Below are 22784 nucleotides of genomic sequence, written 5' to 3' on the forward strand. Positions count from 1 at the left end.
CTGACCACGATAACCCGGTCGCGGTTCCACGGGGAACTGCCGGGTGATGTCGAGGAGGGCGTCCTGACTGTGCCCGGAGCCGAAAGAGCCGCTCCCGGATCAGTACACCTAGTCGGCCATCAGCCTTATCGTGCACAGTTGAACTGCGGCACCATTCTGAAAACGGCTCCCTGGTCCGCCGTCGGCCCTGTCGGCGCTCGGCAGGTGACAGCGGGCCGCCGTCAGAATCGGGAATTGAGGACGTGGTCGACGGCTGCGTGCAGTGTCTCGGTTTCGGTGGTCAGGATCGATTCTTCGGAGGGCAAGGCTCTCTGGATCGAGAGTCCGTTGAGGACGGTCACAAGAAATCTGGCACGTCGCCGGTTGTCACCCTCGGCGAGCGCGCCTTCGTTGCCCAGGACGGTCAGCCAGTACTCGACACGGCGTTGCGCTTCCCGATCGATGGCGAGATACGCTGCGCGATTCTCGTCAGTCGGTTCGCGTTCGATGTATGTCGTGAAGATCTCTCCCCAGGCTGCTCGTGCTTGTTCGCCCACGCCGGCGAGAGCCAGCACCTGCCGGAGACAATCGGCCAACCGCTCCCGCGCCGGCACCGATCGGTCGTGGATCCTGTCGCCGGGTGCCACCGCGTCATAGATGCCGGCGAGGACCGTGTCCTGCAGCGCGCGCTGTGTCGGAAAGTGATACCTGAGCGAGCCGGTGCTCACCCCGGCCCGCGCCGCGACCGCCCGCACGCTGAGCCGCGCAGCCGGATCCTCGCCGAACATCGCCATGGCCGCCCGAAGGATCCGCTCCCGGCTGCTGACACCCGTCTCCTGTTCCACGTCACACCTCCACTGACACACTGTACTAGCACGCTGTGATACTGTCGCGTCCGATTGGAGTAACACAGTGTGTTAGACGCGGCCGGCACAAGGTCGCTCAACAAGCGAAACGGACGTGAAACTCATGCACCGCCTCCGCAGGCCGTTCCAGATCATCCGCGCTGATCTCCGGGCGTACCTACTCGTCAACGCCTTCGTCTACGGAGTACTGCTCCTCGGCATGGCGTTGGGGGCGCTCTTTCCGGACCTGCACGCCGCACGGACCGCGTCGTTCGCGAGCGGCGACCAGGGGGCGCTGGTCAACGCGGTGGTCGGCAACGGATGGGTGTTCGGCACGGTCATCTTCGTCGTCAACGTGTTCCCGACCGCCCTGCTGCTCATCACCCTCCCGTCGCTGGTGGTCCCCTTCGCGGGACTCGCGGTCTTCGCGCTCAAGACGATCGACCTGGGCATCACCCTCGCCCCCGTCGACGCGACATCGGGGCTGACCCTCATCCCGCACTCCCTCACGCTGCTCATCGAGTTCCAGGCCTACGCGCTCGTGATGTTCGGCGCCTACCTGCTCGGCAGGTCGTGGCTGCGGCCGGCGACCGTTGGCGCCCCGACGCGCCGCCAGGGATACCTGCGCGGTCTGAGCCGGCTCGGCTGGCTCTGGCTCCCGGCACTCGCGCTCTTCGTCATCGGTGCGGTGTACGAGGCCATCGAGATCTACTTCCTCGTGCCGCTGGTGCTCGGATCCTGATCCGTGCGCACCGGCGGCCCGGCGACGACACGCACGATGCCGGGCGGCGCACCGTGATCAGTGCCGACCACCATCCCTGTCCCGGCGCTTTCCGTTCCCACCGAATCTATCTCCGTCGGCGATCCCCGGCGGGGTGAGGAGAAGCTGTTATGCACGAGTCGAGCCGCCGTCGCGCGGCGAAGCGGGTCAAGCCCGGCACCGGGAGAGAACTGAAGCCGTTCCGTTGGTGGCAGCTTTTCTCGCGATCGCTGTACTCGCTCGTTCTCAGCCGCGACGACGGGCGGCCGGCGACGTACACCGTCGACGTACGTCATCGCCGGCGGTTCTTCGCGAACGACGGCAAGGGCACAGCCGACCTCTACCTCCACGGACGCCATCACGCCGAATCCAAGCTCCCCGCCGCCTTTCCCGTCCCGGGCGGCACGATCGAGGTCGCAGAGTCCCCGTTCGGGCTGAAGCGCTGCCACTGTGTCACGACAGACGGGGCGGAGTATCAGCTGATTCCGGATCGCAGGTCGGCCGAAGGACGCCGTGCGCACCTCGCCCGCACGCACCCCGCGCTGAGCCGCGCGATCAGCATCACGTCGGTCGTTCTGCTGGTGATCTCGGTGCTCCTGCTCATCCCGCAGCTCATCGAGGTCGCCTTCACCCTGCCGCCTGTCGCGGCGCGCTTCGGGACCTTCCGCTCACCCGTCTCCCTTCCTGCGTGGCTCAACTCTTTGCTCGGCGTCGGTGCCGTGCTGGCCAGCATCGAACGCGCGCTCCGCTTGCGCCACAATCGGTTCCTCGACACCGTTGGCTAGCGCCGCATCCCGGGCGTGGGACAACGGAACGCTCACCGGGTCGGTTACGGGGCGGATGGAGACGACGTCAGGCCGGCGGTGCGGATCGGCGCATTCGCGTTTCTGGACAGCGAGTGCGAGCCGTAGTTCGTGGATCTCGTCGCCGTGGCGGGCCGACTCAGGATCTGCGGTGCTGCGGTGAGCGACGTGGTCGTCCCATTCCGCGAGGATGGTGTGCGCGCGGTTCATGGTCGCGCGGCTGACTCCGGCTTCCTGACAGAAGTCCTGCTTGGCCAGCCGTCCGTCGGTGTGGCGTGCGGCTCCGGTGAGATGCGGCGGTGGGAGTCGTGGCGAGGTGCTCGACCCCGATCATGCTGTTGTGGCAACGATCGGGACGGCAGCGGTCGTGCAGCGGGCCTGAGTGCCCGTCGGGGATGGTGGTGTTCTCCAGGACCGGGGGTCCTCGAGCGTCGGCTGGATCCAGGCGAAACCGTCCCTGCCGAACCAAACCGACACGACCTCGTTTCGTGCCCACCTACCCGCCGCCTACGTCGAACACACGACCGCCCCAGGCGAATAGCGCACTCCCGAATATGTGCGGGTCTTCCGTGGGGCCGTCCGGGTTTTCCACCGTGGCAGCCGAGGAACCCCCTGCTGGGGACTTCTTGGCTCACCCGGTGGCGCCGGGGCGAAACAGCGGGTCAGACCGGGCGGGAACGCGACGGTGGCGGCGGCGGGACCGTCTTCGCCAGGACGATGTCCGTCAGCCGGATCGTCGCGAGTCCGCGTTTGGTCTCCACCGTGCACTCGGTGTCGTCACGGGAGCGCAGGTAGCCGAGCGCGTCGGTGAACCCGCCTTCGATCCGGTACCGCACGACGACCCTCGTGCCGACCGGGACGTCCGGAAGGGTCACCGGTTCAGGTGTGCGGTGAGCTCGTCGTCGCTCGGCTCGACCAGGTGGGTGCCGTCCGGCCAGACGATGGTCGGGATCCGCCGTTCACCGTTCTGCAGCGCTCGCACGGTCTCCTCGGCGCCGGAGTCCGCTTCGACGTCGATGTAGTCGTACTCGACGCCCTTCGCGTCCAGCAGGGCACGGCTGCGTTTGACGTCGGGGCACCAGCCGGCGCCGTACACGATGAGATCGCTCATGCCTCACAGCATGCCAGGTCGCGGTCCGGCGGCGTGTTCGGCGAGAGCCGCACGGTCGGCGAGCCCTGTCTTGGCGAGCAGGCTCGCGACATGCTTCTCGACCGTCCGCGGCGAGATGTGCAGCCGGGCGCCGATGTCCTTGTTGCCCATCCGCTCGGCGAGCAGCACCAGGACCTCGTACTCGCGCACGGTGACGCCGGACGCGCGCAGGTCGCCGGGGACCCGGTCGACCCCGGAGCGGCGCTGCCGGACGGGTGCGCCGAGCTTGCGCAGCAGGCTCCGGCAGGCGGCCGCGACCGCCTGGATGTCCCTGCCGTGGAAGTACTCTTCGGCTTCTTTGAGCCAGCCCGCCGGATCGCCCCAGCCATCGGCGGCGGCCGGTTCGGCGATCAGCCGGAGCCCGAGATGCCGCGCAAGGGGATAGGGCGCCGAGGTCTCCAGCGCGGAGGCCACCGCTCGTTCGGCTTCCGCCGCGTCGCCGCGCCTGCCGTACTCGACGGCGTGCGCGAATTCGACGAACTGCCTGTTCCACCGCATCCCGCTCACAGCGGATCCGTCCTCCGGGCAGGGAGCGCCGCCGAGCGTGTCGACGAGCGTCCTGAGCCCGTGCTGGCCCGCGAGGTGGAACCGGCTCGGCCGCCGGTCCTCCAGTTCGATGACCTGGTCGAGTTCGCGGCGGGCCCGGTCGAAGTCCTCTTCGAGCAGTGAACAGAAAACGCGCGCCAGCCCGATGCTGAGCACCATCTCCTGCGCGTTCTCGCCGCCGCTTTCGCGGAAGTCGTCGAGTGCCTGCTCCATCGCCGGGCGGTCCGCCCGGTGTCCTGCCGACATCGCCCTGGTCATATGCGCGTACTGGAGCAACGCGGTCAACCGGAGCCTGCCCAGCACGGCGAGGTTCTCTTCCAGCAGCGCGTGCGCGGTGCCGAACTCGCAGCGCAGGATCGCGTGCATGGTGCGCACGGAATCGACCGCGCAGTGCAGCGTGATCGACCCGGTCCGCTGGGCGTCCGCGCGGGCGAGCAGCAGGGTCTGTTCGTCGCCGTTCATCAGCACGCGATGCCCGCCGAGCCGGACCAGCGCCTGGGTGCGGAGGTGGTGCAGATGGTTGTCCTCGGCGGTCCGCCGCGCGAGTTGCATGTAGTGCTCGGATTCGGTGAGGTCCCGCGAAAGCGCGAGCATGCCGAGCACCTGCAGCGCCTGGCAGACGACGAAGGGCTGCTCGGTCGCCTCGGCCACTTTCCACGCCTGGCGCGCGAGCCGTTCCGCCGTGCCGGTCCGGCCGGGGACGTCGAGCCAGAGGTTCGCTTCGACGGCGTCGAGCGCGGCCTGCTGAGCGGGCGAGATCGCCGAACCCAGGGGAGCGCGGGCGCGTTCGATCTGGCCGAGACATTCGTCGTGCCGTCCGGCGATGTAAGCGGCCCACGCCAGCTGGGTGTGCAGTTTCGCGGCCCGTTCGAGCGTGCCGATCTCGCCGAATCCGGTGGAAAGCTCGACGGCGCGGTCGAATTGGCCGGTCTGCCCGAGCGCGTACAGCAGCGTCTCCAGCACCTCGGCCCGATCACCCGCGTCGGCCCCGGCGAGCAGGTCGACGGCCTTGGTGAGCATCGTGACCGCGGAGTCCGCAGCACCGGCGTCGAGGGCGCGGCGGCCGGTTTCCGCGAACAGACGGCCCGCCGCCCGCTCGTCCAGCGCGGTCAGCCGGAGCGACGCGACGAGCGCGCACAGGTCGCCCGGCAGTCCCGGGTACAGCTTCTCGACGGCGTCGGCGGCCTGACGCGCGAGTTCCGCCTTCCGTGCCGGTGACTGGCGCGCCAGCAGCGCTTCCGCGGTCAGCGGATGACGGAAGGCGTACCAGCCGGGTGTCGTCTCGTCGGTGGTCACCAGGTTCGCCGAGACCGCGGCGCTCAGGTGGTTGTGCAGGGTCCGGTCGTTCGTACCGGTGACCGTCTGCACCACCGTCAGCGGGAAGCGGCGGCCGATGATCGCCGCGACCGACAGCAGTTCGCCCGCCTGCTCGCCGAGTTGCTCCATCCGGACACCGATACTGGTGACCAACGCGGCGGGTACGCGGGCGCGGAGTTCGCCGATGACGCGCCAGCCGTCGCGGCCCTCGACCAGCAGGCCGTCGTTCACCATGCCATGGAGCAGTTCCTCGACGATGAACGGAAGGCCGGCGCTGTTGCGCCACAACAGTTCCGCCGCCGAGGACGGCAGATTCTCCGGCTCGGTGTCGAGACACGCCGCGGCGAGTGCGCGGGTGTCGGTGAGGCCGAGCCTGCCGAGTTCGACGACGGTGCAGCTCATCCGCTGCGCGCCGGAGGTCGCCAGGCGGAGGGCGTCGGACGGCTCGTTGCGGAGCGTGCCGACGAACAGGGTCTGCGCCGCGGGCAGGTTGTCGACGAGATACTCGAGAATGAACAGCGTCTCGGCGTCGGCGTCCTGGAGATCGTCGAGGACCAGGAGCGTGCCGCGGTCGCGGCTGGTGACGGCCAGCAGCCGGAACACCGCTTCGGCGAGCACCATGAGGGAGCCCGACTCCCGCGGCCGGTCGCCCCGGCCCCAGTCGGGGATGAGCTGGGCGAGCACGGGGATGAACGGGTCGAGTTCGGCCGCCTCCGGCGGGCCGCCGCCGCGGAAATGCGACAACAGTGCCTGGGTGAGCGGCCGGAACGGGACGAGCGGGCCGATCGAACTGGCCCTGCCCTGCAACACCGGGATGTCGGCGGCGACCGCTCGTGAGGCGGCTTCGATGGCGAGCCGGGATTTGCCGATGCCACCTTCGCCCACGAGAAAGATCGCGCCGCCGCGATCCACGATGGCGCGATCGAGAGCTTCGGAGAGCTCGGCCAGTTCGGCGTCGCGGCCGATCACCCGCGACGAACGGATACCCACCGCCGTGACTATAGCGAGCGGATTCCCCCGTCACGGCCAAAAGTCGATCACGAAGGCGGGCGGCGCGTACCCGCCTTCGTGAGCTTTCTCAGATCCAGCCCCCGGTGAAAACACTGACGACGGACGGCGAGCCGGTGTCCGTGGACAGGGTGGCGAGCGGGTTGGCGCTCAGCCGCGGCTTGCTGCCCGCCAGCGCGTGGTTGCGCGAGCCGACCTCGAGGGCGCGCGGCAGGTTCACGGCGCCGAGGGCGTCTTCGGTGGCGGGCAGATCTCTTTCGTACATGTGGTTCTTCTCCTCATACTCGATTTACCGGCGGAACAACGGTGGCCGCGGGATGCGGCCGGTCGGGGCGGAGCAGGAGCGCGGAGGGGACCCGATCGCCGAATCCCAGCCTCAGCAGGCCGTAGCCGATCCCCGCCAGGCCGCTCAGCAGCCCTGGCGAGGGGACCGCCCCGGGAGTCCCGCAGCGGGCACCGCGCTGGTCGATGGCGGCGAGCAGATGACCGGTCCGGCGGCGTACCGCGGCGGCGGCGCCAGTGTGCCCGTTCTCCGCCAGCACGCACAACACGTCCAGCACTCCGGACTCGCCGTGGCAGAGACTGAGGTCCTTCAGCGGTGCCCCGTCGGTCAGTCGTTTGACCGTCCGGTCCAGGTCTCTGGCGTGACCGGGATCGGGCAGGCGCGCGGCTTGTCCGAGGGCGTCACCCGCTAGTCCGTCGCACCAGGCGCCGGTGCTTTCCGCCCGATCGTCCGCCTTTCCGGATGGTTCTTCGCCGGAACGGTCGTGTGCCCGCAGGACCCAGTCGACCCCGGCCGAACCCCGGGCGAAAGACCTCTCTTGCGGAGGTTCGCGGTCGAGGAGCTGTTCGGTGTAGCGGTCCGCCCGCGCCAGCGCCGCCTCCAGTCCTGTTTGGACATACACCGAGCGCATCGAGGCGACGCCGCCCGCCAGTCCCGTCGTGAACCCGGGCGGCGTTTCGGAGGTGGCGTCGGGCATCAGGTCGACGGCCTGCTCGATGAGGTCACCCGCGGGCAGGCCGACCAGCGTGCTGAGCCGGGCGATCGTGTACGCGACGCCGCCGAGTCCGAGAAGCCCGCCGCAGCCGGCGGTGGCGGCAAGCTCACGGTCGGCGCGGAGAGTGGCGAAGAGACCGGGAAGCGGGCTGATCGCGTATGCGGCCAGATCGCGGTACCGCGCGATTCCGGTCAGCTCGGCGAGCTGGGCGAGGAACAACGCGACACCGCAGTAGCCCTCGCCGAGTCCCGCGCCCATCGGCAGCACGGTCCAGTAGCGGTCGTCGACGAGTTCTATCCCGAGCCAGTTGGAGCGGTGTTCGTCGGAGAAGGCGTTGGCGACGATCTGATCGGCGATCCCGCACGCGGTCACCAGCAGTCGTTCCGCGTCGGGAGCCTGATTCGGCACCGCGATTTCCGCGGTCTCGCCGCCGCCGTGATGGCCGGCGGTCGCCGTGCTGATGGCGAGGGTGGCCGAGATCAGCCATTCCTGGTCGCGCTGGTCGAGTGGGTCCATGTCGGCGACCTTCGCCAGCACGGTGTCCAGCGACGGCCGGTCGACCACTCCTTCGACACTTTCGCCGCGTGAGTCCGACAGCGAGGTGGAGCCGGGGGTCGAGGTGAACATCGGCACGTCACCCGCCCACAGGTCCTCCCGCTCGTGCGGCACGAGGCGGCGCAGCTTCTCCTCGTCCGCCGAGTCCTCTTCGAGCAGGTCGAACGCGCGGTCGCGGTCGGCGGCGTCGCGCAGCAGGTCGGGATGGGTGGTCTCGTCCAGCAGGCGGAAGTAGAAGTTCGTCGGCCGGATGAGTACCCGGATGGGATCTTCGGCGCAGCGCCGGAGGTGTTCGGCGAGTTCGTCCCGTCCGGTGGAGATCGCGTCGTAGCCGAGCCGGAATCCGGCCAGCAGCGCCGCGCTGTGCTCGGCGGGCGTGACGTCGCGGCCGTCGAGGCGCGGCAGGTTGTTCGCGCCCGCGAGTTCGCCGGGCACCCGGACCAGCCGCATCCGGTCGGTGCCCGGATCGACCCAATCGACCCGGTCGGTGGGCAACTTGCCGCCGCGACCCGCGAGGCCGGAGATGTCGACGGCGCCGTGCTCGCCGGCGAAGAGCTGGGGGAGCAGCAGCGTGCGCTGGACCGACCGCGCCAGCATCGCCGTCGCGGGGTCGCCCTCCGGCGGATCGGGCGGCGACGGCTGGAACAGCGTCTCGATGTCGATCAGCACCGGATGGTCGCCGCAGGCGATGATGTTCTCGTAGTGGACGTCGGTGGCGTCGAGCGCGTACAGGAGCGCCAGGAGGATGCCCTGACGGCGGTAGAAACGGTCGACGTCGGCGATATCGGCGCACGGCCGGTGCTCGACGAACCGGAGCCAGCCGTACCCGTCACGCGGCAGCGCGTCGGCGGTCCGCAGTTCGAGACCGGGCAGCCGTTTGTTCAGCCGTTCGACGACGTCGGTGAAACGCTCGTGCAGGATCAGCGGGCGGGGTTTGTAGATCACCTTGGCGCCGCTGGAGAAGCGGAGCAGTTTGACCGAACGGCCGCGTGCGTGCGAGTCACCGATCCCGCCCGCCACCTCGACGAGCGTGCCGAGTTCGCCGTCGACGACCGAGCAGGGCAGCAAGGCGGCGTCGGCCGAGAAACGGGCCAGCGTTTCGGCGTGGGCTTCGGCCGCGTGAAGGCAGGCTTGGGCGAGAAGCCTGGCCAGAACCGGGTATTCGCTGAACAACCGGACGAGTCCGGCCGGAGTGGATTGCCTGCGCACGAAATCGGAGAAACGTTCTTCGGGCGTCTCGCCCTGGAGATTGCCGGCCTTGCGGGCCCTGTGGAGTTCGAGGACCAGCGTGCGGACCGAGAGGTTGAGCAGATGCTGGCCGAGTTGAGTCGCGAAACCCTGACGGAGTGACTGGACGTCGGCGTCGGCGAGGTCTTCCGGGACCGCTTCCCGGGAGGCGGCGTCGACGAGCGACCTGAAGACCCCGGCGAACTCGACACGCCAGTCACCGACTGGGGGACGCTCCGGCAGAAGCGCGGTGACAGCGTGTTCGGCGAAGTCCGCCCATACGGGCTTGTCCGCTTTCCGTTCGCGCGGGGTCTGGCCGTGCGCCCACCACCTCGGCGGCAGGGACGTCGCGGATGGTTGGGGCGTCACGGCAGTCATGCTTCCAGTTCGGCGGGGCACGCACATGGGGGCGACACCCCCACATTCAGCGCACGCACGAAGATGTCCGGAGAGTGACGGCCGGGTACGGACGGTCGATACCCATGGCCTCACCGGAATATGGGGTCCCGATACCCATGTGCGGGAGCGGGTCCCGGTCGCACCATGGTCGCGAGGAACTCGCGGTGGTCGCAGGGGGATCACCGCGGTGTCGGGCGCGGGCCGGTTTCTCTGGGGGTCCGGCCCGCGCCGCCGGAGGTGCGTCGACCCGGCACGGGTTACGAGACCACCTACGCCGTGGCCCCAGGCCGCCGGCCACGACGTCGACGGCCCGGACGAAACGGCCGCGACCCGGCATCGGGTCGCGGCCGTCGTCGTGCACGCTTCGCTCCTCACGAAGCGTTGTCATCGATCAGTAGGGGTAGACGGTCCATCGCTGGTGCGCCTGCCCGCTGTCCACCTGCTGGACGACGGCGGTGGCATTGGGATCCTGGGCACCGGCGGCTTCGACGATCTTCGCCGAATGCACGCTGCGCAGGGCGACCGAGCCGTCCGCGGTGGTGGTGAACTCCCACTGCTGCGTCGTCCCGTTGTGGCACTGGTACTGGACGATCGCGTTACCGTTGTGCAGCTCGCCATAACGCAGGTCCAGGCACTTGCCCGAGTGGCGGTTCTTCAGCGTGTAGACGTTGTTGCCGAGATGGGTCACGTCCCAGAGCTGCTTGACGCCGCCGACACAGTCCCACAGTTCCATGCCGGCGAGGTCGTTCAGCGCGCCTTCGCCGATGAGGCCGGCCGTCTGGATGCAGCGGCCCGACTTCGCTCCCCTGAGGTCGACCGTGTTGTGGGGGACCGCGGCGACGCGGTAGGCGATGGTTCCGCCGTTCTCACTGCTCCAGTCGATCCGGCCGTTCTGGAACACGCTGCGCTTGCCCATGGGCAAGCCGGTCTCGTCGGACTTCGGGTAGCCCAGGTATGACCGCTCGGCTCCCATCGCCTTGTACTTCAGGCTGATGTTCCCGTAGACCAGCCGGGCGCCGGTGCTGGGGTGCCAGTAGATCGAGCCGGAACCGACGGCGAAGTCGGCGACCTTCCCCACACCGTCCGAAGCGGACCGGATGTCACTCGTCGGGTACCCGAGGGAGCCGGTTTCGTAGCCGTACTCGGCGAACTTCCGGTGGATGTCACCGTTGATCGCGACGGTGCCGTTCCGCGTGATGTAGACGGAGCCCGCGGTGAAGCGCTGCATCGGGCTGTTGTCCTGGCCGTAGGTGCCGGCGTCCGCGACGGGGTAGCCCATTCCCGCCTCGAAACCCATGGCGGCGAACTTCCGGTGGATCTCGCCCTTGACCTGCCGGATCGCGCTACCGGGTACGTAGTAGACGGTTCCGGTGGCGAAACGGCTGTAGCGGACGTTCGTGCCGCTGACGGTGCCCTCGTCGGTGAGCGGGTAGCCGTATGGACCCGTTTCCCCGCCCGAGTTCGCCCAGATCTCGCCGATCAGGCCGAAGACGATGTGGGCGCCCGTCGACGCGCTCCAGACGATGTGGAGGTTCTCCCCGCCCATCGTGGGTTTGACGATCCGGAGGACCTGGCCGTTGCCGTCCTTGGCCGGCACCTGGTCGGTCATCGCGCCGCCGACCCCGGCCGGCCCGCCGAGGGCGAGGAGCTTGTCGAGGACCGGGCCGTTGTACACCGCCTGCACCGCGATGCGCTGGTTGGTCCCGTCGTCGCCGGCGGTGAGGTAGAGCCTGCCCTTCTCGTACACCCGGTGGCCGAGGCCGACCCCGTTGGAAGTCCCCTCGGGGACGAAGTCGCCGATGGGCTTGCCGAGCTTGTCGCGCAGCGGCTGCTCCGCGGCGTAGCGCCGGTCGACCGGGTGTGGTGCCTGCGGAGCCTCGGCGTGCCACTCCGGCGCGACGGCGTAGTAGTCGTCATCGATCGCGCCGGTGACGAAAAGGTACTTGCCGGAACTGCGCGACGGGCGGATGGAGACGCTGGACGCGTCACCGCGCACGCACCAGGTCGCGTCGCCCTTGAACGCGTTCGAGCCGTCGGTCGGGTCGACGTAGGCCGTCACGCGCTTGGACTGCGGGGGAATGAACGCCGCGTTGGCCGCCGAGGAGGCGCCCGAACGCCAGCGCAGGTAGTGGTTGGGACGGCTGACCGACTGGAACGAGAAACACTCGGGATTGCTCAGTCCCGGCTCGATCCTCCACTGCGCTTCCGGACGATTGCCCGGCTGCCACTGTTCGAGCACGACGTCGCCGTTGCGGTCGGTGAGGTAGACGTCGACACCGCTGTACGCGTCGACGCGCAAGGTCTGGACCAGGTTCTCGTACTGGCCGGTGCGAAGGAACTTCTCGCGGTCGCTGCGCTTAGCGGCGAGGGCCGCGTCCGCGGCCGCGACCAGCGCGGGCCGGATCAGCTGGTTCGCCGCGCGGGTGCGCAGTTCGGTGATCTGGCGGATGTACTCCTGGTCGCGCTTGTTCAGCTCGTTCACGATGTCCCGCAGGTGTGCTTCCTCGGCACCCTGGTTGATGAAGAAGGTCCAGTCGGCGGGATCGAGGCTGCCCACGGCGTCCTCGGCGGCGCCGTGCACCTCGGTGTCACGGGGGACGGCCTTCCAGATTTCGACGACGAAGTCCCGGTCCTTCAGGTTGATCAGGTACTCCAGCCGCGCCGTGGGCACGGATCCCAGGGTGTGCGACACGGCGTTCGCCTTGGCGGCCTTCGCCCGTTCGGCGGCCTTGGCCGCTTCGTCCTTCGTGGCGTCGTCCTGGATGACCCGATCCACGTCCTTCTTGTGCTCGGCGAAGACCACGACGGTCAGGAACCGCCATTGGTCGTCGGCGGTACCCCGCAGCGCCGTGCGGGCGGCCTCCTTGACCGCCATGTCCTTGTAGCCGTCGGCATTGAGTTCCAGGTGGACGATGAAGTCGAAGATCGACTTCGCCAGGACGGTGTTGTCGACCGGGATGCTCAGGGTCGAAGCGGCCAGCGCCTTGGCGGCACGTTCCTGTTCCTGCTGCTGTCGCCGATCGGTGACGATCTTTTCGTCTTCCCGGTGCGCGTCGTGGATCCCGACCTTGATCCACTGCGTGGACGCCGCTTCGCCGTCGGCGGCGAGAGCGGCGATGGCCGTCTCCTTGAGCTTCTGGTGCTCCGGTTCGAGCGGGTGCTGCTTGTCGATGTCATCGGCCGCGTAGTACATCGCGGCGACGAAGCCGCGGTCGCTGAGGACCAGCAGATCGGGTCCGGCCACGATCTTCAGTACGGCGGCGGCATTGCCCTTGTCGATATCCGTGGACTGCGCCGCGGCCGCCGGCGCCGATGGCGGCGCGGCGACGGCCGTGGCGGGCGTCACGACACCTGCCGTCGTCGCGACGATCGCGGTGGCGACGATCAATCTTTTCAAAACCCCTCTTCGCCGTGCCGATGGCACGCCGAAGGGACCCCAGTATCCGTTCAAGACATCCTCTCCTTGGACGAAACGCGCGAGACCGGCATTCGGTCTCCATCGCGAGTTCGAATAGGAGACCAGTTCATGGTGAAAAAAAGACCGCGACTGTGACGTGGATCACGCCCTTTACGGGCGTTGTGTCCCTGTGCCATAGTCGTCCTCGGCGTGCGCAGGCACGCAATTCTGGGGTCTGGGGTTCTGGGGATGAGATTTCGTGTGCTGATTGGCGCCCTCATAGTGTCGGTCATCGGGATCAGTGCCAATGTCGCTACGGCGAATGGAGTAACGGGAACGGCCAATAGTTCGAGCGTTCCGGGTATCGAGAATTCGATTTACTATCCGATCGTGCGGCAGAACGCCCTGTATCACGCGGAAGACCTGGTCAGGGTGGCGGCCTGGCAGGCGTTGCGGTCGGACGAGGGTGAGCCGGCGCTGCGCGAGTTCGTCCGGACGGGGTTCCTCGAGGCCAGGAAGCGGGCCGAGGGGTACAACGCGCGCAACAAGGAGTTCGCGCGCCGGGTCATGAACAACTACAGCGCGCAGTATTCACCGAACGTGCATGCCGAGGCCACGGCGGCGTACAAGGGCGGCTCCGCGCAGCAGGAGCAGTTCTTCCGGACGGGGTTCGCCGCGGCGAAGGCGCTCGACGACGCCGCTCGCGAGGCCGATGAGCAGCACAAACAGCAGATTCTGGAAGAAGATCGCGCTTTCGTGCGCTTGCTGGCGGAGTCCGACCCGGGCGAGCAGGTGCGCTTGGCCGCCCAGTACGCCTTGCGCGCCGGAGGTACGGACAGTCACCTTCGGGCGTTCTTTGCCTCCGAGTGGATGGCCGCGTCCGCGACGGACATCGAGATTTTCCGGATGCGCACGCAGGAGGCCGGGGTCCGCTTCTACGCCCTGATCCCGCAGTTGATCGCCGATGCGGAGGAAGCCGAGCGGGAAGCACTCGCGGCCGAAGGCGCGGCGGCGGAGCAAGCTCGCGCGGTCGCCGCCCGGGCATGGGCCACCACCAGGGAAAAGGCCGACGAGGCCCGTGCGGTTTGGGAGGCCGAAGCGCTGGCCTGTGCCGAGCAGGCACGGTACTGGCGGACGGTGATCGAGCGGGCCAACGCCAGTGCCGACCCGGTCTGGGCGATGATCGCCGCGAAGGCGGACAAGAACCGTGCCAACTGGGCCACCGACGGAACCTTCGCGGATGGGCAGACCCAGTACTGGGCGAGTGTCGAAAAACATGCGAAAGAACATCGAGACCAAATGTCCCCGGCGGGCTGAAGCAAGCTTCACTTTGATCATCTGTCACTGAAGACTTATTTTCCGAGGTTCTCGAAAAACGTCTTCGATGTGCGCGAAAACCGCAATCGACGGTGAACGGGACGAGGTAGTGCGAATCTGCGCTCGTCCCGTTCTCTCCGCTGCCCGGAATTTATTTCCGGGGTCTTCTCGTGCGCGCTTTCGCTGATTTCCACGATCTTTCGACTACTGGGTTCCGACTACTGGGGAGTGGTGTGCCATGAAGAGGAAGACGCGACCCGTCAGACGTGGGCCGCTGGCCTCCAGGTGGTGCCGTGGCGCGGTCGTGCTGACCGTGTCCACGGCATTGGTCATCTCGGGTGCGGGATTGGAGATCGCCTCGGCCGCACCCGTCGTCCCGGTGATGGCGGCCGCGCGGCAGGCACCCGCTCCACCACCGGCGACGGCGGTGCCGCCCGCTCCGGCGACGGCGACGAGTGATCCGGAAGAGGAAGCGCTTCTGCGGCAGCTACAGCTGGATCTGCTCGCCGACATCGCGGCGCTGGACGAGGACGAGGAAGTCCGCGTGGCGGCGCGGGAGGCCTTGAAGAAGGCCGAAGCCGGTGACGACACGGCCATCACGACGTTCTTCGAGCGCGGGCACCAGGAAGCCAAGGCGCAGGCGAAACGGCGCAAGGAAGAAGCGGACAACCGCAACCGCGCGGTGATCGAGTCGCTCGCGGGCACGGGTGGCCCCGCCTTCAACGCCGCCGTCGACCGCGCTCTGCGAGGCAACGCCTACGACCGCGTGAACTTCCTGGCCTTCGGAAGGGACATCGCCGCTGAGCAGGACCGCCGGTCCGGCGCGTACGAGAAGGAACTCCGGGACCGGCGGCGCGCGCATGTCCAGGTCGCCGCGGACCGGGGGACGCCGGAGGTCTCCGCCGCCGCGAAGGTGGCGCTGGCCCAGGGTGACGCCGCGATCGAGGAATACCTCAAGACCGGGTACCTGGCCGCGGCCAAGCGCGACGCGGACGCCCGCGAGCGTCAGCTCGCCGAACTGGAACGTCAGCGCAAGGAAGCCGAAGCGAACTCGGAGCTGGCGCAACGGATCGCGCGGGTCATGCGGGCGCGGCAGAGCCTGCTCGCCGCGCACGCCGACGGCGTCCGATCGCTGGAGCGGACCGCCAACGACATGACGCTGGCGGCGAACGCGTCACGTGAGGCGGCGCGGACACTGGCCGCCGATCAGGCCGGGCACACGTATCACCCCGAGCTGTACCAGCGGGCGAAGGACGACGTCGCCCGCTTCGTCCGTGACGCGCGGACCGACGCGCAGCAGGCCCAGGCCGCGGCCGCGCTGGCGAGCGCCCAGGTGGACATCCTGGTGCAGAACCAGATGCCGCACGGCACCCAGTGGGCGACGGTGGTCCAGGGCATGGCGGCCGCCGCGAACGCCGCGAAACAGGCCTCCGAAACCGCGGCACACGCGATCGACGCGATCGCCGCCGACGCGGCGGCCACCGACGCCGCGGAGAAGGCCGAAGCCCGGGAAGAGAACGCCCGGCGCTGGCAGGCCAATGCCCGATCCCACGCCGACGCGGCGGAACGCTTGGCCGGCGCCGCCCGTGAGCAGGCCGCGGCGGCCGCTCAGGCGGCGGCGCAGGCACAGCAGGCGCGGACAGACGCGGAAACCGCGCTGCAGAACGCCAGGACGCACGCGGCGAAGGTGAAGCAGGCGCGGACGGAAGCCGAACGCGAACGTGACGTGGCCGGAACCAAGCGGCATGAAGCCGAGCAGTGGCGCGATCAGGCCGCGCTCAAGAGGCAGGAGGCCGAGGCCAAGCAGCAGGAGGCGGCGAACGAGCGTGACAAGGCGAAGCGGGAGGCGGAGACCGCCCGGCTGAAACGGCAGGAAGCCGAAGCACAGCAACGGATAGCTTCGGACAAACGCGTCGCCGCCCAGGGGCAGGAGCAGATCGCCGCCGACGCAGCCAAGGAGGCGCGGCGTCAGGAGCAGATCGCGGCCGACATCGACCACAACGCCGCGATCGAGGAGGACAAGGCCCACCAGGCCCGGGAGGAGGCGGCGCGGCTGCGGCAGTCCGCCGAGACGACGGCGAAGAAGGCACAGGCACTCGAACAGCTGGCGGCGCGGGCCGAAAGCTCGTCAGAGGTCCTGCAAGAGGACAAGCAGAAGGTGCGTGCCGCGGCGACTCAGGCACGGACGGAAGCGAACACGGCGAGGGACGCCGCGCAGGCTGCCGACGGCTTCGCCACCCAGGCCGGTCAAGCGGCGGTGGCGTCGCGTGCCGCGGCCACGGAGTCACAGGCGGCCGCGGGCAGGTCGCGGGCGCACGCGGATCGGGCGATGGCGGCGGCATCGCAGGCGCGTGCGGCGGCTCGGGAAGCCGAGGTCGCGGCGGAGAAGTCGCGTGCCGCGGCGAACGAGGCGGAGGCCGCGGCCGCCCGGGCCAACGAAGCGGCGTCGCGTGCCGAGCGAGAGGCCGCCGCCGTCCACGCGGAAGCGCTGAAAGCTCGGGCTTCGGCCGAAGAGGCGACGGCGGCGGAATCGCGTGCAGCCGAGAACGCCCGCAACGCGGCGAACCTGGCGCAGCAGACGGCGGTGGAATCGGAGCACGCCCTCAACGCCGCGCACCGGACGCAGGAAGAGGCCAACGCCGCGGCGGCGGAGGCAGCGACCGCCGCGACCCAGGCCGGGATCGCCACCCGCGCGGCGGTCGCCGCCGGACTGTCCGGTGCCGGGATCGCCGCTCCCGCCGACCAGGCGATCAACCTGGTCAGCCCCTTCACCGGAGACGACCTCGACGCCGATTTCGTGCTGATGGTGGCCAACCGGGCGAAGGACGTCGGCGACACTCAGGTCCGCGCCGCCCAGGCCGCCGCGGCCGATGCGGGCGCTCAGTCGGACCGTGCCGCCGAAGCGGCCAGGAACGCCGGGCGCGAGGTCAAGCCCGCGTTCGAGGCCGCTGCCACCGCAGCCGCCTCGGCGGCCGACGCGGCACGGTCCGCCGCGGCGGCTCAGCAGTCCTCGGCGGCCGCGGCGGTGTCCGCCGCCGCGGCGAGGAAGGCGTCGGCCGACGCCGACGTCGTCGATGCCGACGCACAGGCCGACGCGAAGGCGGCGCGCGCGGCAGCCGACCAGGCAGCGGCCGACGCCGCCCTGGCCGGGCGGGCGGCCGACCGGGCCGAGGCGGACGCCGCCGCGGCGAGGAAGGCGGCCGACGACGCCACCCGCGCGGCGAACGAAGCCGTCGCCGCGGCCAACCGGGCCCAGCAGGACGCGACCGCCGCTCAGCAGGCGGCGGCGCAGGCCCAGCGGGACGCGGACGCTGCCCGTGAGTCAGCGAACCGGGCCGCGGACCACGCCCGTGACGCCGATTCCGCGGCCACCAACGCCGAGAAGTACGCGAAGAACGTGGAGGACAGAGCGAAGAACGCCGAGGCGGACGCCAAGGCGATCCAGGACCAGCTGGCCCAGCTCCAGGAGCAGCTGCGTCAGGAGGAAGAAGCACGGGAACGCGCGGAAGCCGAGCAGGCCATCATCGACGACAGCGAGGTCCCCGCGCTGACGCCCGAGGAAGAGGAACTGCTGCGCGCGGAGAAGGGGCAAGCGGGTGTCGACGATTACAACCGGGCCCGTGCCGACGCGAACAAGGACCTGATGGGGCTGATCGTCGAGGAGGGCGGCCAGGTAATCCTCGATCTGATCGGCTACACCGACGCGAAGCGCTGCTTCATGGAGGGCGACTTCATCTCCTGCGTGATGACCGTCATCAACGCGTTGCCGATCCTCAAGATCGCTTCGGTGCTGAAGAAGATCCCGGACGCGGTCAGCGCCACCGTGCGGATCGTGAAGGGCATCCGCACCTTCAAGGACGTGAAGATGCTCGGCCGTCGCATCGCCGACAACCTGCGCGACCTGATCAGGCAGCTCAAGGGTTGCAAGAAGCCGCTCGCCGCGGCGTCGGCCGCCGCCCCGCCCGCCTGCGAGGTCGTCGACAGGGAGGCACTGCGCAAGAAGACCGAGGACGAACACAAGAAGCAGCCCGCGGTCAATCCGCAACCGGGGCAACGGCTCAACACCGTCGCGCGGCAGAGGGAGGTCGACGGCTGCTTCAAGAGCGTGATCCCGGCGAACGTCTCGTTCAACTACCCCATGGAGGACTTCACCTGGCTCGGTAAATCCGCCAAGCGGGCCACCGGCGGCATCGTGTGCGCGAACCAGACCACCACACGATCGGGAGAACCGGCGGCACCGGTGGGGCATCCCGAGGATCCCGCGAAGCTGAACAACATCTCGGTGCACAAGGGACATCTGGTACCGGCCAGGCTGCACGGTTCCATGCTGGTGGACAACATCGTCAGCCAGTGGCGCACGGTCAACCTCTCCGACGTCAAACGGGTGGAGAACGCGGTGGGGGACATGCTGGACCGCCACCCGAACCGGGATGTCTCGGTCATCTACGAGGTCCACGTGCAGTACCCGAGTGCCACGGCCGCGATGCCGCGGTGGATCTTCATCGAGGCGATCTCGTCGAACGGCGCGACGTGCTTCGCCAAGATCGAGAACGTCCCGACCGGTAACGTCGTGAAGGAAACCTGCCCCGCGTTCCGGACGGCTTGACGGCGACCAGGAGAAGAAATGACAGACGCGGCACAACGGTCGTACGTGGACGAGATCTGCGAGCTCGTCGGGTGGCGGGCCGGGGACTTCCGGCCGGAGCTGGACTGGGCCACCGTGGAACGCGAGCTGGGAACACCGCTTCCCGGGGACTACAAGGAATTGCTCACCCGGTTCCCCTCCGGCGGCTTTCGGGGCGTCATCATCGCCTCGAACCCTGGTGAGAGCGCCGAGGCGTGCGCGAGCGTCAAGGGGGAGAACTCCGAACTGCTGGAGCTTTTCGGCGACGAAGATCTCGGCTACCTGCGAGGCGTCCCGTATCGGCTCTTCCCGGAACCCGGCGGGCTCTATCCCTGGGGGAGCAACGGCGCGGGGGGAACGTTCTGGTGGATCCCCACCTCGGCGAATCCGGACGAGTGGGGAGTCGCCTACAACAACCGCGACGCGTGGCACGAGGCGCATCCCGGGCCGATGACGAAGGTCATCCGGGATCTGCTGGTGAGTACCGGCGAGGACAACCTCCTCGGCTGGGACATGGCCGGTAAACCGGTGAACTTCAGCGGTTATTGGGGGGACCGGCACATCTCCTACCCGGGCTGAGACCAGTCCTGGCGGTGTCCCGTTCGTTTGATCGCGAGGCACCGCCAGGATCCGGCCGCGGTTATCGGGGTGACGGGCGTCGGCGGGCTGGCTAGCATCGGCGGCGATCATGGAGTGGATCAGCGGCAGATCGCCCGGCTTCGGACCGGGAGGGCGCGGGTTCGAGTCCCGCCTCCATGTTCATCCTGGAGTAGTTCAGCGGTAGAACGCCCGGCTCGAGACCGGGAAGGCGCGAGTTCGAGTCTCGCCTCCAGGTCTCGATGGACGGGGGGAGACCGGTGAACGAGGGGCAGTTCGGCTACGCGTACGGCCAGTTGCGTCGCGCGCTGCGGCACGCCGGCGCCGATTCGGCGCGGGCGGCGGGCTGGCGGGCCGTGCTCGACGGGATGGCCGACGGCACACTGACCGTCGGCTCCCGCACGCCGGTCGCCGACACCCCGGCCTGGGTGACACTCGAGGTGCTGCACGGCGGGTTCGCCAGCGGCCGCTACCTCGCCGAAGAACCCTTGCGCGAAGACGAGATCGAACTCGTCCGCGCGTTGCCCGACGGCGCGCCGGGCACGACCGACCGGGAACGGCTGAACCTGCACTACCTGACCGACGAGGGCCAGGCCGTGCTGCTCGGCGCGCTCGCGGCCGGGTCGTACCGCGTCGAGGTCCCGGAGCACGCCGCGCTGATGACGGTCGCGTGGCTGCTCGCGCACGACCACCACGCCGCGGCGCTCGACCTCGTCGTCGTGGTGCGCCCGCTCATGCACCGGCTGCGGATGACGCCGGTCTTCGGGGAGCCGTCGGCCCCCGCCGGTTCCGTCGTCAGGCTCCAGTCCGTCAAACAGGTCAAGACCTCCTTGCGCGCGATCACGACGCCGTCCGCGATCGACACGATGCGCACCAGGCTGCGGGAGCGTCCGCTGTACGACCGGCTCGTCGCGCTCTGGTGCGAAACTGTGGAAGGCGAGCTGCCCGCACTGCACGACGACGGCGTCGTCACGGGCGGCTGGCCGTGCCGTGTCTGGCCCGCGGACTGGAGTGCGCGCCGGACGGCGTTGCTCGCCGAAACCGAAGGCGTGACAGCGCATCCTCGCGCCAACTTCACCCGGCTGCGGACCGCGCTGGCCGCGTGCGAGACGGACAGCCGTTCGCTGACCGCCCGGGACGTCGGATGGGTACGCCGTGCGCTCGCCAACACCATCGGCAAGCACGGCGTCCCCGGTTCCGAGCGGCGGACGGCGTTGCGGGAGGCGGAGCTTTCCGTGGTGGAGCGGCCGACCCGGGCCGAACTCGCGGAAGCGGTCGCCGTCCGTCTCGACGCCTACTCGGATGACGGTGGTGTCCCGTCCATCGAACCGATCACGGAGGACGTCGACGGCTGGAGCGTGCCGGACGGTGTGGTCGCGAAGGTGAGCCGGGCGTGGGAGGCCCCGGTCGAGGAGTTGGTCGCGCGGGACGTGATCACCTCCGGCGAGGTGCTCGCCACCGTGCTGCCGCAGATCACCGCGTCGCTGCTCGCGGCGAACATCGAAGACCCGGCGCTGTCCGCGTTGTACGCCCGGACGTACGCGGCGTTCCGGCGCCGTCGCAGCCTGCTGCTGCTCGATCTGGCGACCCAGGTCGGTTTCAGCGAGTTGCCGTGGGTGGCCGCGCTGGAGCCGCTGCGCGCGCACCGGCGTGACGCCGCCGAGGCCGCGCGGCAGACCCTCGCCCAGACCACGACGCTCGCGCTGACCGCCTTCCCGCACGCGATCCTGCCGAACCCGCTGGTGAGCGAGTTCGCGTCGCTCGCCAAGCAGGCCGGCCTGCGGATGCCGCTGGTCGAGGAAGTCGCGGCGGACATCTTCATGGGCACCTTCACCACGAAGTTCCGCGACGCCGCGGTGATCGCGAGCCGGGTCATGGCGGGCTCGCTGTACGCGCGGTACTACGACCTGCCGGAGACGTGGCCGGAAGAAACCACGACCCGATGGGGCCGGAAGACCGCGGACGAATTCGCGAAGGTGTGCAAGGCCAGAGCGGCGGAGGCGCGTCGCGGCCGCATGCCCGGCGTGGCAGTGAACGGCACCGTCCTGGAGCAGAGCCAGATCGTCACCACGCACAACCTGGCCGTACTGGCCGACGGGCTCGGGCTGTGGGACCGGCTGACGGTTCTCGCACCCGGCCTCGCGACGCGGTCGCTCGGCTGGGCGCTGCGCCGCACCGCCGTGCCGACCAGCGACCGGCACGCCGCGCTGACGGCGGTCAAGAACGCGGCTTACGCGTGGCGGCAAGGGATCTTCTTCCTCAGTTTCTGCGACACCGAGAAGCAGAGGACGATCGTCGATGAACTGCGCCCGCGGCCGGCGGGCACCGATCTCGGACCGGCGGTGGACGGGCTCGCCGCCGTCGTCGCGGGGTACCGGTTCGACGCCGACGGAACGGTCCACAATGGACGCCGGTGGCTCAGCTGGGGTGGCGGCGAACGGTGCCCTTGAGGTGGACCTCTTCGCCCAGGCCGACGCGAGCCGTGTGCGAGGGACGATCTACTCGGGATTCGGCTGGCAGACCGACTTCGTCGTCGGGGCGTTGCAATCACCCGGTGGCCGGGCGATCATCACGCTGCCGTCCTGGCATCCGAAGGCCGATGTTTCGACGGTCGTGCCCCGGCTGTCCGGCTCGGTGACGTCGTTCCAGCACAGTTTCCTGGTCAGTGAACACGGCGCGCGACCATCTGGGGCAACGACTCGAACGAGCAGGCGCGACAGATCGTCGACCACGTCGCGCATCCGGCTGCCCGGGAAGAACCCGTGACGCGGGGCAGGGAGCTGGGGTTCACGCTTTCGTAGGGTGAATGGACCTACCGGAACCCGGTGAGAGAACACGGTCGTGTCCCCTCACCGGGTCGCAAACACGGAGGGCCGACCCGCGCCAACAGACCGGCCCCGTCAAACCCTGTGCCTAGAGCGTCAGACCAGCCAGCCGAGCACGTGAGCCAGGTGCGCGAGCAGACCCGTGATCAGGTCGTGGCCGTGGTGCACGTGCTGGGTGAACATCTGCATTGAGGGGCTCCTTGTTCGGATTTCGTGTTCGGTTGTGCTCTCGCGAGGAGCGATCGAAGATTTTCACCGGGTTGGCAGCCTGTCAAAAAACGATTTCCCGGGCCCGTGGTCGGTCATGAATCTTCCCACGATAAACATGTAAGTCTTTCGTGTTTTGCGCGAGGGGTGTGGTTCGCGAGCGCTGACACTGTGGGTAGCAGGCCTGAGGTGAGCCGATGTGGACGCCAGGATTCCACTACGGCAAGTGG

At 69.1% G+C, this 22784-nt stretch carries 14 protein-coding genes and 2 tRNA genes; 9 read left to right on the forward strand and 7 right to left on the reverse strand.

Annotated features, from left to right (window positions below; translation table 11 throughout):
• Positions 1 to 221 precede the first annotated feature (221 nt).
• On the reverse strand, positions 222 to 824 hold the full coding sequence (locus H074_RS08255; RefSeq protein WP_007029574.1) for a TetR/AcrR family transcriptional regulator: 603 nt from the start codon (positions 822 to 824) through the stop codon (positions 222 to 224).
• A 124-nt stretch (positions 825 to 948) separates the two neighbouring features.
• Between H074_RS08255 and H074_RS08260 the strand changes: the two genes are divergently transcribed.
• Entirely contained in the window at positions 949 to 1566 is a 618-nt protein-coding gene (locus H074_RS08260; protein ID WP_039921872.1) for a hypothetical protein, read from the forward strand.
• Between the two features lie 149 nt (positions 1567 to 1715).
• The gene (locus H074_RS08265) at positions 1716 to 2369 is read left to right on the forward strand and encodes a hypothetical protein (RefSeq protein WP_007029576.1); all 654 of its coding nucleotides are present in this window, start codon (positions 1716 to 1718) and stop codon (positions 2367 to 2369) included.
• Between the two features lie 680 nt (positions 2370 to 3049).
• On the opposite strand, the gene H074_RS08270 is transcribed toward H074_RS08265, so the two are convergent.
• From H074_RS08270 to H074_RS08295, 6 genes are all read right to left on the reverse strand, one after another.
• A complete protein-coding gene (locus H074_RS08270) occupies positions 3050 to 3262 on the reverse strand; it encodes a putative acetyltransferase (protein WP_007029577.1) in 213 nt (70 codons plus the stop codon).
• Entirely contained in the window at positions 3259 to 3498 is a 240-nt protein-coding gene (locus H074_RS08275; protein ID WP_007029578.1) for a glutaredoxin family protein, read from the reverse strand. The genes H074_RS08270 and H074_RS08275 overlap by 4 nt, the downstream gene beginning before the upstream one ends.
• A 3-nt stretch (positions 3499 to 3501) precedes the next feature.
• Positions 3502 to 6390 carry a helix-turn-helix transcriptional regulator gene (locus H074_RS08280; protein ID WP_007029579.1) on the reverse strand — a complete coding sequence of 963 codons (2889 nt, stop codon included), beginning with the start codon at positions 6388 to 6390 and terminating at the stop codon, positions 3502 to 3504.
• An 88-nt stretch (positions 6391 to 6478) separates the two neighbouring features.
• Entirely contained in the window at positions 6479 to 6673 is a 195-nt protein-coding gene (locus tag H074_RS08285) for a hypothetical protein (protein ID WP_007029580.1), read from the reverse strand.
• Positions 6674 to 6686: 13 nt separating this feature from the next.
• Positions 6687 to 9566, reverse strand: a complete 2880-nt coding sequence (locus H074_RS08290) for a type 2 lanthipeptide synthetase LanM family protein (protein ID WP_235096700.1) — start codon at positions 9564 to 9566, stop codon at positions 6687 to 6689.
• Between the two features lie 412 nt (positions 9567 to 9978).
• The gene (locus H074_RS08295) at positions 9979 to 12984 is read right to left on the reverse strand and encodes an RICIN domain-containing protein (RefSeq protein WP_152521369.1); all 3006 of its coding nucleotides are present in this window, start codon (positions 12982 to 12984) and stop codon (positions 9979 to 9981) included.
• Positions 12985 to 13374: 390 nt separating this feature from the next.
• Here H074_RS08295 and H074_RS08300 point away from each other — a divergent pair, with 390 nt between their 5' ends.
• The 7 genes from H074_RS08300 to H074_RS08330 all read left to right on the forward strand — a co-directional run bounded on the left by H074_RS08300 (position 13375) and on the right by H074_RS08330 (position 22288).
• The gene (locus H074_RS08300) at positions 13375 to 14301 is read left to right on the forward strand and encodes a hypothetical protein (RefSeq protein ID WP_007029583.1); all 927 of its coding nucleotides are present in this window, start codon (positions 13375 to 13377) and stop codon (positions 14299 to 14301) included.
• 304 nt (positions 14302 to 14605) lie between these two features.
• Positions 14606 to 18907, forward strand: coding sequence for a DNA/RNA non-specific endonuclease (locus H074_RS08305; protein WP_007029584.1), 4302 nt, complete (start codon positions 14606 to 14608; stop codon positions 18905 to 18907).
• A gap of 18 nt (positions 18908 to 18925) precedes the next feature.
• Positions 18926 to 19504, forward strand: a complete 579-nt coding sequence (locus H074_RS08310; RefSeq protein ID WP_007029585.1) for an SMI1/KNR4 family protein — start codon at positions 18926 to 18928, stop codon at positions 19502 to 19504.
• A 108-nt stretch (positions 19505 to 19612) separates the two neighbouring features.
• A tRNA-Arg gene (locus H074_RS08315) sits at positions 19613 to 19684 on the forward strand.
• 4 nt (positions 19685 to 19688) lie between these two features.
• A tRNA-Ser gene (locus tag H074_RS08320) sits at positions 19689 to 19760 on the forward strand.
• A gap of 22 nt (positions 19761 to 19782) precedes the next feature.
• Complete coding sequence (locus tag H074_RS08325; RefSeq protein WP_007029586.1) at positions 19783 to 21972, forward strand: hypothetical protein; 2190 nt, start codon at positions 19783 to 19785, stop codon at positions 21970 to 21972.
• Position 21973: 1 nt separating this feature from the next.
• Positions 21974 to 22288, forward strand: coding sequence for an acetyl-CoA hydrolase/transferase C-terminal domain-containing protein (locus H074_RS08330; RefSeq protein ID WP_235096701.1), 315 nt, complete (start codon positions 21974 to 21976; stop codon positions 22286 to 22288).
• Positions 22289 to 22784: the final 496 nt, after the last annotated feature.

The organism is Amycolatopsis decaplanina DSM 44594, from assembly GCF_000342005.1.
GTDB lineage: Bacteria > Actinomycetota > Actinomycetes > Mycobacteriales > Pseudonocardiaceae > Amycolatopsis > Amycolatopsis decaplanina.